At 54.5% G+C, this 13,583-nt stretch carries 11 protein-coding genes; 7 read left to right on the top strand and 4 right to left on the bottom strand.

Annotated elements, in window-relative coordinates:
• Nucleotides 1-670: 670 nt before the first annotated feature.
• Genes hemY through hemC form a run of 4 tightly spaced genes read right to left on the bottom strand, consistent with a single transcriptional unit; the run spans nt 671 to nt 4,723 of the window.
• Entirely contained in the window at nt 671-1,867 is a 1,197-nt protein-coding gene (gene hemY / locus GE278_01105) for a protoheme IX biogenesis protein HemY (GenBank protein ID QLK59455.1), read from the bottom strand.
• Between the two features lie 3 nt (nt 1,868-1,870).
• The gene (gene hemX / locus GE278_01110) at nt 1,871-3,022 is read right to left on the bottom strand and encodes a uroporphyrinogen-III C-methyltransferase (protein QLK59456.1); all 1,152 of its coding nucleotides are present in this window, start codon (nt 3,020-3,022) and stop codon (nt 1,871-1,873) included.
• 13 nt (nt 3,023-3,035) lie between these two features.
• Complete coding sequence (hemD, locus tag GE278_01115; protein ID QLK59457.1) at nt 3,036-3,785, bottom strand: uroporphyrinogen-III synthase; 750 nt, start codon at nt 3,783-3,785, stop codon at nt 3,036-3,038.
• Nucleotides 3,782-4,723 (bottom strand): hydroxymethylbilane synthase, encoded by a 942-nt coding sequence (hemC, locus tag GE278_01120; protein QLK59458.1) that lies wholly within the window; start codon nt 4,721-4,723, stop codon nt 3,782-3,784. The genes hemD and hemC overlap by 4 nt, the downstream gene beginning before the upstream one ends.
• Nucleotides 4,724-5,053: 330 nt before the next feature.
• On the opposite strand from hemC, the gene GE278_01125 reads away from it, so the two are divergent.
• The 7 genes from GE278_01125 (at nt 5,054) to uvrD (ending at nt 13,487) form a co-directional block, all read left to right on the top strand.
• On the top strand, nt 5,054-7,612 hold the full coding sequence (locus GE278_01125) for a class I adenylate cyclase (protein ID QLK59459.1): 2,559 nt from the start codon (nt 5,054-5,056) through the stop codon (nt 7,610-7,612).
• A gap of 158 nt (nt 7,613-7,770) precedes the next feature.
• Nucleotides 7,771-7,974: a hypothetical protein gene (locus tag GE278_01130; GenBank protein QLK59460.1), complete on the top strand. Its 204-nt coding sequence runs from the start codon at nt 7,771-7,773 to the stop codon at nt 7,972-7,974.
• Between the two features lie 100 nt (nt 7,975-8,074).
• Nucleotides 8,075-8,899 carry a diaminopimelate epimerase gene (gene dapF / locus GE278_01135; GenBank protein ID QLK59461.1) on the top strand — a complete coding sequence of 275 codons (825 nt, stop codon included), beginning with the start codon at nt 8,075-8,077 and terminating at the stop codon, nt 8,897-8,899.
• A complete protein-coding gene (locus tag GE278_01140) occupies nt 8,896-9,600 on the top strand; it encodes a DUF484 family protein (GenBank protein QLK59462.1) in 705 nt (234 codons plus the stop codon). Before dapF ends, GE278_01140 begins: the two co-directional genes overlap by 4 nt.
• Nucleotides 9,597-10,508: a tyrosine recombinase XerC gene (xerC, locus tag GE278_01145; GenBank protein ID QLK59463.1), complete on the top strand. Its 912-nt coding sequence runs from the start codon at nt 9,597-9,599 to the stop codon at nt 10,506-10,508. The genes GE278_01140 and xerC overlap by 4 nt, the downstream gene beginning before the upstream one ends.
• A complete protein-coding gene (gene yigB, locus GE278_01150) occupies nt 10,508-11,224 on the top strand; it encodes a 5-amino-6-(5-phospho-D-ribitylamino)uracil phosphatase YigB (protein QLK59464.1) in 717 nt (238 codons plus the stop codon). Before xerC ends, yigB begins: the two co-directional genes overlap by 1 nt.
• 97 nt (nt 11,225-11,321) lie before the next feature.
• On the top strand, nt 11,322-13,487 hold the full coding sequence (uvrD, locus tag GE278_01155; GenBank protein QLK59465.1) for a DNA helicase II: 2,166 nt from the start codon (nt 11,322-11,324) through the stop codon (nt 13,485-13,487).
• The last annotated feature ends 96 nt before the right edge of the window (nt 13,488-13,583 follow it).

Below are 13,583 nucleotides of genomic sequence, written 5' to 3' on the forward strand. Positions count from 1 at the left end.
TTCGAGTTTTGCCGAAGGGATTGTTTCCTTATCACGACATTCGCACTTAACAGTGTCTCTGTCTTGAGACACTTATCTTTTTGATATATATCTAATAATTCAACTCCTCGCTCTACTGTCGCTCTCAGGAGACAGAACTTTGGCTTTGGCAGGGGATCCGCGGGGGGCTGAAAAATGCTCATGTCAGCGCTGAATAATAAAAGTCTTTATTATCATTAAGATAAAATATTTGATGTCAGGTATTGCCAGAGTGGCACGCGTCCTGCAATATTCCCGCCGTAGATGCTCATTCCACCCATTATGTTTGCTCCGGCTTCATAAACCTGGGAATGATGCAGAGCCAATTTATAGTGCCTATTGTCACCCTGACCGATAACGCTCCGGCGCTATCATGCAGATGGCAAAACGTTGAGTGAGGCACTGACTGTTGTCCTAGACCTGATTGTTTTAGACACCTGACATTGTGCAGGTGTTTTTTTTTGCCCATACCCGTCATCCTTTGAGCCGCAAATGTGTTGGCTGCGCTGAGTCACCCGAATCACTGACTCATGTCAGCTCATCGGGATTTCTGGGTTTGCCGCCTTCCTGCGACTCAAATGATTTGGCGTATAAGTTTCGAGGACGTAAAAAAGGCTCCCGAAGGAGCCTTTCTGATAGCGCGTTGCTGCCTTTACGGCTGCTGCGAGTTGTTCAGCGTTAACATCAGCCCTTCACGGCGCATTTCCGCCGCTTCTGCCGGTTTGTGCAGTTTATCTAACGCATCAGCCAGCCACGCATAGTCATACGCGTCAGGACGCTGTTTAAGCGCTTCACGGAAGGCTTCACTTGCCTGCATCCATTCGCCGTGCTTCATCAGCAACTGACCGAGCGTACTACTCAGCAGCGGCGTTGTGCCGTTTTGCTTGATCAGCTGACGCAGCGTTTTTTCCAGCTGTTCGGGATCCCCTGAACGCAGCTTTGGCATCAATGCGACCAGACGATCATCGTACTGGCGTTTCAGCCCGTCGAGGATCACTTCCTGAGCCAGATCCTGATCGTTACATTCAATCAGATGCGTGGCCATCGCTACCTGCAATGCCACTTCATGGCGGGTTTTACGATTCTGATCTTTCCACCAGCGTTTCAGCCCATCGCTGCCTTCTTCTGCCATCAGCTGATTCATCATGCCAATGTAAGCCTGTTCCTGCAGAACGCGGATTTCATCATCAGTATGGATGTCTGCTTTCGCCATGGACGGCAGAATTTCCAGCAGTGAGCCGTACGCGCCGGTGCGCAGATAAGCCTGCTCTGCCAGACGTAGAATTTCCGGATGACGCGGCGACTGGCCGAGTAAACGATCTACGCCGTGACGGGCGGCGTGTATTTCGCCCTGCGCCAGCTGGATGCGTACGCGGGTGATATCCACCGGCATCTGGTCGGTATCGGCGATTTCAGCCGCGCGCTCCAGATACTGATTGGTACGGATGGTGTCGCCACGTTGCTGAGCCGCTTCCGCTGCCAGCAGGTAGTTCACCACCGGCTGATCGGCGTGGTCGGCGTTGCGCGCCAGCAGTTTTTCCATCTTACGATGATCGCCTTCTGCCAGCTTTAGCATCGCCTCTTTGGTCTGCTTACGTGCTTTGGAGCTTTTACGCCCGGCAAACCAGCCACGGGTACGCGCGCCGGTACGCAGAACGCGGCGCAGGATCCATTCGATGAAAAACAGCACCAGAATCAGCACGATCAGCATAATCGCTAAGCCGGTCACGCTGGTCTCGATGTTGTAGTTGTCGGTTTGAATCAGAACATAGCCCTGATGGCCGGCCAGCATCGGGCCGACGATAATCCCGGCAAACACAATCAGGAATACCACGAAAACTCGTAACATGTGTTATTCCCCCTGCGTTGCGGCGGCGGGCTGCTGAAGCAGATTACGCACGCGGGTTTGCATCAGTTTTTCCAGCATCGGCTGGCTTTTCAGCTGATCCGGCACGTCCATCGAAATGGATTGCTGGCTGAGATTATCCAGTTCTTCCAGGAACGCTTTGGTCGAGGGATCGGTCGTATCGAAGTAGGCACGAACCCAGGTGGATACGCTTTCCAGCGATTGTTTGTACACTTCATCCTGATGACGCGGAACGGCCTGCGCGGCGATCAGCAGTCGGGAGCGGATATTCTCGCGCAGATAAACATCCTGATTCGGTGCAAGCAGCGGTTCTGCTGTCGAATCACGGCGGCGGATGGTGATGAAATCATCCATAAAGTTATGCCAGCTTTTAGTCAGGTTCTGCCGCCATTCGGTCAGTGAGCCAGACAGGCTGGTGCTGTCGCTGTCCATCGGTGAGTCGTCGGTATCGTTATCGGCCAGGCGCAGGTTATCCACCTGATTTGACAGCTGATTCAGCTTGAGAATGATACCGTCGAAATCGACCTGCGTTACTGCAGACAGACTGCTCACGTCTTCATTGAGCGCGCGTCGCACTTCGATCAGGCTTGGATCATTCATGTCCGCCAGACTTGCATCGGCGCTTTTCAGCAGTGCCGCAGCGGTGGTCACATCCTGATCGCTCCACAGTTTGCGACCAGCCAGTTTCACCAGATAATCGGCCTGAGCCAGTAACCACGTTTTGGCATCGCTGCCGGAAATACTGGCAACTTTATCCTGCAGTTCGTTGAGCTGACGCCCAAACGATGCCTGCTGGCGATCGGCAGCCTGCTGGGTTTTCTCCTGCTGAGCCAACAGGGTAGCGATTTGCTGTTTATCCTGTTGCTGACTTTTTTGCAGGCTGTCGAGTTGTTCAGAAAGCGATTCATCGGAGGCGGCCTGAGCCAGCGCCTGCTGGTGACCGTGATAGTAAAGACCCGCGCCGAGCGCGATCACTAACACAATGGCGATAGCGCCTAAGACGGGCGCGGTGCGCTGTTTTTTACGCAGCGTTTTCAGCTCCTGATCCCGTTCAAAAGCATCTGGCTGGGGGCTCTCAACCGCCGGGGCGATAACAATTTCATCATCCGGAGCGGAAGGATTTTTTTGTTCCGTCATTTTGGCACTTCCCTTAGTCAGGTAATTGTAATGCGCGAATCAGCGCATCATTGTCTGCATTCTCGGCAACCCGAATAGCGCTCCAGCCAAGCTGGCGGGCGAGGGTTGCCAAACGTTCGCTGACCACCACCAGGCTACAGCGCAGTAACCATGAATGTCGGTAGTAATCAGGAACTAACGTATACAACTGTTGTAGCATTTCACCGCTGGTCACGACCAGCGTATCCACACCGGCACGTTGCCATACGGCACTTTGCTCGCTGGCGTCGTAATGGATCGGGCTGCGCTGATAACATTCGCAGTAAGACACTTCGACGCCGCGTTCAGTCAGCGTTTCCGCCAGCTTTTCGCGTCCGCCGTTGCCGCGTAAAATAAGTGCTTTCTTGCCCTGAATACGCAGCAAAGACGGAAGATTCAGCAACATCTCGCTGGTTTCGCCATCCTGTGGATAGAGAACCGGCAGACTGCTTGCACGATGAAACAACAGGCCGGTGGTGCGGCCAATCGCGTAATAATTCACGTTGCCTGGCCAGCGTGTGGCGGACTGACGTAATGCGCGATCGGCGTAGTTCACAGCATGTTGTGACAGCATGAACACCAGATCCTGCTGATCTAAAGAGGATAGCAGGTTCGGCAGCATAGCGAGTTGGTTCCCCGGTGCAAATTCAATCAGCGGGGAATGGAAGGCAACCCGACCCAGAGCGCGCAGCCGGCTGACCAGCGTTTCTCCTGCCGGAGAAGGACGGGTAACCAGAATGGTCATTTTGGTGCGTTCCCCTGATAGACCTCTTGCAGAATTTCACGCGCACCGTTTGCCAGTAACTCATCAGCCAGACTGATGCCCATGCTTTCAGCACTGGCCGCAGGACCACGGCGTTCACCGCACACCATCTGACTGCCGTCCGGTGCGCCAACCAGCGCACGCAGCCACAGCTGGTCGCCTTCAAGTTCAGCGTAACTACCTATTGGCACCTGACATCCGCCTTCGAGGCGCATGTTCATGGCCCGTTCCGCCTTAACGCGCAGTGTGGTTTCACGGTGCGCCAGCGGGGCGAGTAATTCGCGGGTGTGATGATCGTCGAGACGACATTCGATGCCGACGGCACCTTGCCCGACCGCGGGCAGGCACTCTTCCGGGGTTAGCGCTGCACGGATGCGGCTGTCGAGCCCCAGACGTTTCAGGCCAGCGACCGCCAGAATAATTGCATCGTAGTCACCGTTATCCAGTTTGGATAAACGCGTGCCGACGTTGCCGCGCAGATCGCGGATTTGCAGATCAGGTCGTTGCTGACGCAACTGGCACTGGCGGCGCAGGCTGGATGTACCCACCACACTGCCGTGCGGTAGTTCGGCCAGAGAGGCGTAACGATTGGAGACGAACGCGTCGCGCGGGTCTTCGCGCTCACAAATCGTCACCAGACCCAAACCTTCCGGGAATTCGACCGGCACATCTTTCATAGAATGCACGGCGATATCCGCGCGACCATCAAGCATCGCCAGCTCAAGTTCTTTCACAAATAACCCTTTGCCACCGACTTTGGCCAGCGGGGTATCTAAAATGATATCGCCCTTGGTGACCATCGGAACCAGTTGGACCTGCAAACCGGGGTGACAAGCCATTAACTGGCTTTGAACATATTGTGCCTGCCACAGAGCCAGCGGGCTCTGGCGGGTGGCAATTCGAATGATTTTGTCTAACATGTTTGTTACCGTTTATCTGTCTCTGCGACCATCCTACCACTGACAATAGAAAGCTGTCAGCGTAAGAAGCCATTCGCAAAAGAAGGGTTACGGGCGTAAAGGAGATTTGTTCTGTTTGACAGCAAACGGTAAAATCGAGAGAAGCGGAAGAGTAATTGTGGTGCGTTACTTTCTTTACGGTCAATCAGCAAGGTGTTAAATTGATCACGTTTCCAGCAATAATTCGTCAACTATTTGCACAATCGCGGTTGTTCAAAGCATAAGCATCACGATAAATGGCGGATTTGGAACGGGGTTCTTTCCAGACACTGTATAATCAGGCGAAACGTCTTGTACCTCTACATCGAGACACTGAAGCAAAGATTGGATGCGATCAACCAGTTACGAGTCGATCGTGCACTGGCGGCAATGGGTCCTGCGTTTCAACAGGTCTACACGTTGCTTCCCGTCTTTTTACATCATCATCACCCTCTGATACCGGGATACCTTGAAGGTAAGGTTCCGCATGGTATCTGCCTCTTCACGCCTGATGAATCGCAAAAAACCTATCTGACCGACCTCGAAGACAAATGGGGCAGCGCACTTGAGCCAACGGCTAAAGGCGAATTGCCGATCACCGGCGTCTATTCGATGGGCAGCACTTCGTCAATCGGCCAAAGCCAGAGTTCGGATCTGGATATCTGGGTATGTCATCAATCCTGGCTTGATAATGAAGAGCGCAATCGCCTGCAGCAAAAATGTAGTCTGTTGGAAAAATGGGCCGCCTCGCTGGGCGTGGAGGTCAGCTTCTTCCTCATCGACGAAAACCGTTTCCGTCACAACGAAAGTGGCAGTCTGGGCGGAGAAGATTGCGGATCCACGCAGTACATCTTATTGCTCGACGAATTCTACCGTACAGCCGTGCGTATGGGCGGCAAGCGTATTCTGTGGAATATGGTGCCGGGCGAAGAAGAAGCGCATTACGACGAATATGTGCTTTCTTTGTATGCCCAGGGCGCGCTGACGCCAAACGAATGGCTCGATCTCGGCGGGCTTAGTACGCTGTCGGCGGAAGAGTATTTCGGCGCCAGCCTGTGGCAGTTGTATAAAAGTATCGACTCGCCATATAAAGCAGTGCTCAAAACACTGCTGCTGGAAGCCTATTCATGGGAATATCCAAAAACGCAGTTACTGGCGATGGACATTAAACAGCGTTTGCATCAGGGCGAGATCGTTAACTTCGGTCTGGACTCCTATTGTATGATGCTCGACCGCGTGACCCGCTACCTGACCCAAATTGAAGATACCACCCGCCTTGATTTAGTCCGCCGCTGTTTCTACCTCAAAGTCTGCGAAAAACTCTCCCGCGCCCGTGCCTCAGTCGGCTGGCGTCGTGAAATTCTTAGTCAGCTGGTAGCCGAATGGGGCTGGGACGAAGAGCGTCTGGTGATGCTTGATAACCGTGCAAACTGGAAAATTGAGCGCGTGCGCGAAGCGCATAACGAACTGCTCGATGCCATGATGCAAAGCTATCGCAACCTGATCCGCTTTGCCCGTCGCAACAATTTAAGTGTCAGCGCCAGCCCGCAGGATATCGGCGTGCTGACCCGTAAGTTGTACGCCGCTTTTGAAGCGCTGCCGGGCAAAGTCACACTCGTGAACCCGCAGATCTCGCCTGATCTGTCAGAGAACGACTTAACCTTTATTCATGTGCCGATTGGTCGTGCCAACCGCACCGGCTGGTATTTGTATAATCAGTCACCGTCGATGGAATCGATCGTCAGCCATCAGCCACTGGAATATAACCGCTACCTCAATAAACTGGTGGCGTGGGCGTATTTCAACGGTTTGCTGACCTCCACCACGCGCCTGCACATTAAAAGTGGCGGCCTGTGCGATATCGCCAAACTGCGCGAACTGGTCGCGGATGTCTCGCACAACTTCCCGCTGCGTTTAGCCGCGCCGACGCCGAAAGCATTGTATAGCCCGTGTGAGATCCGTCATCTGGCGATTATCGTCAACCTCGAACATGATCCGACCGCCGCCTTCCGTAATCAGGTGGTGCATTTTGATTTCCGTAAGCTGGATGTGTTCAGCTTCGGGCAGAATCAGGAATGCATGGTCGGCAGTATCGATCTGCTATATCGCAACTCGTGGAACGAAGTGCGTACGCTGCATTTCAGCGGTGAGCAGGCGGTGCTGGAAGCACTGAAAACCATTCTGGGTAAAATGCATCAGGACGCCGCGCCGCCGGAGTCGGTGGAGGTATTCTGTTACAGCCAGCATTTGCGCGGCCTTATCCGCACGCGTATTCAGCAGCTGGTGACGGAGTGCATCGAGCTGCGTCTGTCGAGTAAACGTCTCGAACCGGGTCGTTTCAAAGCAGTGCGCGTTGCCGGACAAACCTGGGGTCTGTTCTTCGAACGCCTGAGCGTATCGGTGCAAAAGCTGGAAAATGCTATCGAATTCTACGGCGCAATTTCCAATAATAAACTGCACGGTTTGTCGGTGAAATTGCAGACCGATCAGGCGCACCTGCCTGCGGTGATTGACGGCTACGCCAGCGAAGGGATTATTCAGTTCTTCTTTGAAGACAGCGCGGATGAAATCGGTTTTAACATCTATATTCTCGATGAGTCGAACCGCGTTGAGGTGTACCACCATTGCGAAGGCAGTAAAGAGGATCTGGTGCGCGACGTCAGCCGCTTCTATTCTTCCTCGCATGACCGCTTCACCTACGGCTCAAGCTTCATCAACTTCAACCTGCCGCAGTTCTACCAGATTGTATCGCTTGATGATCGTATTCAGGTGATCCCTTTTCGCAGCAATGCGTTATCTGCCGTCTGCGCCACGCTACCCGAAAGCGAGATCGAACCTTCCCGGCTGAAACAGCAATTCCAGCTCCATTAGAAAAAGGTTCTGCATCGCCTTCGCGCGGCAGATTATCTGGCTTTCCTTCCCTTTCACTCCTGAAAATGTGCCTGCGGGTTTTATCGATTCCTGTTGCTTTTCATGATCCACCTGCGATTATAGAGAGCTTGGTCGCATGAATTACAGGCATTCATAAAATGAAAAACGCTTTACGCTGGTCTTTGGCCGCGACGATATTATTTTCTCTCTCCGGTTGCGGACTGAAAGGGCCGTTGTATTTCCCGCCTGCGGACAAATCTTCCACGCAGAAAACCAGTCAGGTGCCGGGCACAACTAACGACGGTTCATCGCAGCAAAAAGGTATATCACCAGAAGATCTCTCGACGAATTCCAGAGATTAATCAGCCCCCGGGCTGAGGTTCCGGCAGGAGGGTTTTGCCGGGTCCGTATCATTGAGGGATCATCGCGACTGGATTTGACCAGCGGTAAACGGAGTCAGTTATGCAGTTCTCCAAAATGCACGGTCTGGGCAACGACTTTATGGTTGTTGACGCCGTTACTCAAAATGTCTATTTCTCTCCTGAATTGATCCGCCGTTTGTCCGATCGCCATCGTGGCGTGGGTTTTGACCAGCTGCTGGTGGTAGAGCCACCTTACGATCCTGAGTTAGACTTTCATTACCGCATCTTCAACGCCGACGGCAGTGAAGTGGCGCAGTGCGGCAACGGCGCGCGCTGTTTCGCCCGTTTTGTCCGTATCAAAGGGCTGACGAACAAACGCGATATCCGCGTCAGCACGCAGACAGGCCGCATGACGCTGACGGTCACCGAAGATGAAGATGTACAGGTGAATATGGGCGAGCCGGTCTTTGAACCGCAGCAGGTGCCTTTCCGTGCCGCGAAACCGGAAAAGACCTATATTCTGCGCGCCGAAGAGCGCACAGTATTTTGCGGTGTGGTCTCAATGGGCAATCCGCATTGCGTGTTGCAGGTTGAAGACGTGCTGACTGCCGAAGTTGACATTCTCGGACCGATTCTCGAAAGCCATGAACGTTTCCCGGAGCGGGTGAACGTCGGGTTTATGCAGATAGTCAGCCCAGATAGCGTCAAGTTACGCGTTTATGAGCGTGGTGCAGGCGAAACACAGGCGTGCGGAAGCGGCGCGTGTGCGGCGGTGGCGATTGGCATTCAGCAAGGTTTACTCGCAGAAGAAGTACAGGTGGAACTGCCGGGAGGCAGCCTCGAAATTCGCTGGCAAGGGCCAGGTCATCCGCTGTTTATGACCGGACCCGCCACTCATGTTTATGACGGATTTATTCATCTATGAACAATCTTGATGACCAGATTGACCCGGTGATAGCACTCGACGACGACAGCGTGATGCAGTATCTGCTACAAAATCCGGATTTCTTTATTCGCAATGCCCGCAGCGTCGAGCAACTGCACGTACCGCATCCGGTGAAAGGCAGCACTTCGCTGGTTGAATGGCAACTCGGGCGTCAGCGTCATCAGATTGCTCAGCTTGAAGAAGAAATTACGCTGCTGATGGAACAGGCGTCGATTAACGAATCCCTGTTTGGACGCATGATCGAACTTCAGGCGACGCTCGCTGCCGCCAGTGGTTTGCAGGATATGCTCAATCGCCTGCAACGCTGGGCGCGCAGCCTTGGTCTGGCAGGGGCGAATGTGCGCCTGTTCAGTGAAAGCTGGCGCATCGGCGCGCCGTCGGATTTCACCCATCTGGCGGTCAGCCGCAGCGCGTTTGAAGCCATGCGTATTCAGCGTTTGGGCGAAACCCCGCATTATCTGGGCAGCCTGAACGGCCCTGAATTACTGCTGCTATTGCCGCAGGCGAAAGCCGTCGGTTCTGTCGCGCTATCGCTTATGGGTGAGCAGGGTGAACTGGGCGTGTTAATTTTCAGCAGCCGCGACCCGCAGCACTATCAGTCTGGAATGGGTACCGTGTTACTCGATCAGCTGGCAAAAATGCTACCCGGTTTACTGGAACGCTGGATAGAACGGGTATGACGCATACTGAATCGCCCCTGTATCCCGCAGTCGAGGCGTTTCTGCGTTATCTGCACGTCGAGCGTCAGCTCAGTCCGCTGACTTCGACCAACTACAGTCGCCAGCTTGACGCACTGATTGCGATGGCCGCTGAAATCGGTATTTCCCACTGGCAACAGCTCGATGCGCCGAAAGTCCGCATGCTTCTTGCGCGCAGCAAACGCGCGGGCTTAGGTCCGGCGAGTCTGGCGCTGCGCATGTCTTCACTGCGCAGTTTCCTCGACTGGCTGGTGCGTCAGGGCGTCCTGAGCGCCAATCCTGCCAAAGGCATATCCACGCCGCGTTCGCCGAAGCATTTACCAAAGAATCTTGACGTCGATGAAGTGAATAAACTGCTGGAAATCAATCTCGACGATCCGCTTTCTGTGCGCGATCGTGCGATGCTGGAAGTGATGTACGGCGCTGGCATTCGTTTATCTGAACTGGTCGGTATCGATTGTAAACATGTCGATATGGCTTCTGGCGAAGTCCGCGTCATGGGTAAAGGCAGCAAAGAGCGTCAGGTGCCGATTGGCCGCACCGCAGTGACCTGGCTGGAACACTGGCTGGAGCGACGACCGCTGTTTGGCCCGCAGGACGATGCGATGTTTTTATCCAGTCAGGGCAAGCGCATTTCCGCGCGCAACGTACAAAAACGCTTTGCCGAGTGGGGCGTAAAACAGGGTGTGAACAGCCATATCAATCCACATAAATTGCGGCACTCCTTTGCGACACACGTTCTGGAGTCGAGTGGCGATCTGCGCGCGGTTCAGGAGTTGCTGGGTCACGCCAATTTGTCCACCACCCAAATCTATACCCACCTCGACTTTCAACATTTGGCGACGGTGTACGATGCCGCCCATCCCCGCGCAAAACGAGGCAAATCCTGATGAAGTTCTATCGTCCGCTGAAACGCATTGAAGCGATCACTTTCGATTTAGATGACACGCTGTATGACAATTATGACGTCATCCGCCGTACCGATTCCGAAACGCTGAAGTTTATTCAGGGTTTCCACCCGGCGCTGGCGGAGATGTCACCGGATGCCATCCGCCTGATGCGCGCCGAATTGCTGGCAGAAGATGCGGAAATTTATCACGACGTGACCGAGTGGCGGCGTCAGGCAGTATTGCTGGCCATGACCCGCGCCGGGCTGAGTGAGAGTGATGCAAAGCAGGGCACGAAGGCCGCTATGGAAACCTTCGTCTACTGGCGCAGTAAGATTTATGTGCCGGAAGAAAATCATAATGCGCTGGCCGCCCTCGCCGAACGCTGGCCGCTGGTGGCCGTCACCAACGGCAATGCTGATCCGCATGCCTGTGGTCTGGCGCAATATTTCCAGTTCACTTTGCGTGCTGGCGATCATGGCCGGGCAAAGCCATATGCCGACATGTATAAAAAGGCGTCGAACAAACTCGGCATACCGCTGGAAAACATCCTGCACGTGGGTGACGATCTCACTACTGACGTCGCGGGTTCCGTAGCCTGCGGGATGCAGGCGTGCTGGATAAACCTGCGTGAAGGTAACCTGATGCACATCCGTGATGCCCGCCTGTTACCGCATATTGAGATTTCGCAGTTGGCATCGCTGACAGCATTGCTATAATCCCCTCATCAATTACTCTGTATAAATTCACAGTAGAAAAGCGTTCATGGCGGCATTCATCGCCGGAGTGCTTTTCTCATCCTGACAAACGGTGCCTATGGACGTTTCTGACCTGCTCGACAGCCTGAATGAAAAACAACGTGAAGCCGTGGCCGCGCCGCGCAGCAATCTGTTGGTGCTGGCCGGGGCAGGCAGTGGCAAAACCCGCGTGCTGGTGCATCGCATCGCCTGGTTGCTGTCGGTAGAAAACTGCTCGCCGTATTCCATTATGGCGGTGACCTTTACCAACAAAGCGGCGGCGGAAATGCGTCACCGTATCGAACAGCTGATTGGCACCAGTCAGGGTGGCATGTGGATCGGCACCTTCCACGGGCTTGCGCACCGTTTACTGCGTGCGCACCATCTGGACGCCAAACTGCCGCAGGATTTTCAGATCCTCGACAGCGACGATCAGCTGCGCTTAATTAAGCGTCTGCTCAAAGCGCTGAACATCGACGATAAGCAGTGGCCGCCGCGTCAGGCGATGTGGTACATCAACGGCAAAAAAGACGAAGGTCTTCGCCCGCATCACGTTGAAACTTACAACAACCCGATTGAAGCCACGTGGCTGCGCATCTATCAGGCGTATCAGGAAGCCTGCGACCGCGCTGGTTTGGTGGACTTCGCCGAGCTGTTACTGCGTGCGCACGAGCTGTGGCTGAACAAGCCGCATATCCTGCAACATTACCGCGAGCGTTTTACCAACCTGATGGTCGACGAGTTCCAGGATACCAACAGCATTCAGTACGCCTGGATCCGCCTGCTGGCGGGTGATAATAATAATGTGATGATCGTCGGCGACGATGACCAGTCTATCTATGGCTGGCGTGGCGCTCAGGTCGAGAATATCCAGCGCTTCCTGAAAGATTTCCCGAACGCGGAAACCATCCGCTTAGAGCAAAACTACCGCTCCACCAGCACCATTCTGAAAGCCGCCAACTCGCTTATCGAGAACAACAGTGGTCGTATGGGGAAAAACCTGTGGACCGAAGACGGTGAGGGCGAAAAAATTTCCCTGTACTGCGCCTTTAACGAACTCGATGAATCGCGCTTTGTGGTGAACCGTATCAAGACGTGGCAGGACAACGGCGGTGCGCTAAAAGATTGCGCCATTCTTTACCGCAGCAACGCCCAGTCACGTGTGCTGGAAGAAGCGTTATTGCAGATGGCGATGCCTTACCGCATTTACGGCGGACAGCGGTTCTTCGATCGTCAGGAAATTAAAGATGCGCTGGCGTATCTGCGTTTGATGGCTAACCGCAATGACGATGCCGCCTTCGAACGCGTGGTGAATACGCCAACGCGCGGCATCGGTGACCGCACGCTGGACGTTGTTCGTCACACGGCCCGTGACCGTCAGCTGACTATGTGGCAGGCGACGCGCGCGCTGTTGCAGGACAAAGTGCTGGCGGGGCGCGCGGCCTCTTCGTTGCAACGCTTTACTGAACTGGTGGATGCGCTGGCGCATGAAACTGCCGATATGCCGCTGCACGTTCAGACCGACCGCGTCATCAAAGATTCAGGCCTGTTCATCATGTATGAGCAGGAAAAAGGTGAAAAAGGTCAGGCGCGAATCGAAAACTTAGAGGAACTGGTGACGGCCACGCGCCAGTTCAGCTATCAGGATGAAGACGAAGATCTGATGCCGCTCCAGGCATTCCTGTCGCATGCCGCGCTGGAAGCGGGCGAAGGTCAGGCCGACGCCAATCAGGACGCCGCGCAGCTGATGACGCTGCACTCGGCCAAAGGCCTGGAATTCCCGCAGGTGTTTATCGTCGGGATGGAAGAGGGCATGTTCCCGAGCCAGATGTCGCTGGAAGAAAGCGGGCGTCTGGAGGAGGAGCGCCGTCTGGCCTATGTTGGCGTGACGCGGGCGATGCAAAAACTGACGCTGACCTTTGCCGAAACCCGTCGCCTTTATGGCAAAGAAGTCTCGCACAAGCCGTCGCGTTTCGTCGGTGAATTGCCGGAAGACTGCGTGGAAGAAGTACGAATGCGCGCCAATGTTTCACGCCCGATGAGCAACCGTAGCGTCGGTACGCCGACCAGCGTCAGCGATACCGGCTTCAAACTCGGCCAGCGCGTTGTACATCCTAAGTTTGGCGAAGGCACCATCGTCAACATGGAAGGCAGCGGCGAGCATAGCCGCCTTCAGGTGGCGTTCCCTGGAGAAGGGATTAAATGGCTGGTCGCCGCCTACGCAAGGTTAGAAGCAGCAAGCTAGCTTACTTGCGATTTTGAGCCCGGGCAGTGCTCGACATCCTCATGGACTACGTGTCCATTCCGGTGTGTCCGCGCTGGCCGGGCTCAACCTCGCTGT

This window comes from Enterobacteriaceae bacterium Kacie_13 (assembly GCA_013457415.1).
Taxonomy (GTDB): Bacteria; Pseudomonadota; Gammaproteobacteria; order Enterobacterales; family Enterobacteriaceae; genus Rahnella.

Coding starts and splice junctions, on each gene's coding strand:
- xerC (QLK59463.1), top strand. CDS start 9,597: ATGACGCATACTGAATCGCCCCTGTATCCCGCAGTCGAGGCGTTTCTG.
- GE278_01140 (QLK59462.1), top strand. CDS start 8,896: ATGAACAATCTTGATGACCAGATTGACCCGGTGATAGCACTCGACGAC.
- GE278_01130 (QLK59460.1), top strand. CDS start 7,771: ATGAAAAACGCTTTACGCTGGTCTTTGGCCGCGACGATATTATTTTCT.
- yigB (QLK59464.1), top strand. CDS start 10,508: ATGAAGTTCTATCGTCCGCTGAAACGCATTGAAGCGATCACTTTCGAT.
- uvrD (QLK59465.1), top strand. CDS start 11,322: ATGGACGTTTCTGACCTGCTCGACAGCCTGAATGAAAAACAACGTGAA.
- dapF (QLK59461.1), top strand. CDS start 8,075: ATGCAGTTCTCCAAAATGCACGGTCTGGGCAACGACTTTATGGTTGTT.
- hemD (QLK59457.1), bottom strand. CDS start 3,785: ATGACCATTCTGGTTACCCGTCCTTCTCCGGCAGGAGAAACGCTGGTC.
- hemX (QLK59456.1), bottom strand. CDS start 3,022: ATGACGGAACAAAAAAATCCTTCCGCTCCGGATGATGAAATTGTTATC.
- hemY (QLK59455.1), bottom strand. CDS start 1,867: ATGTTACGAGTTTTCGTGGTATTCCTGATTGTGTTTGCCGGGATTATC.
- hemC (QLK59458.1), bottom strand. CDS start 4,723: ATGTTAGACAAAATCATTCGAATTGCCACCCGCCAGAGCCCGCTGGCT.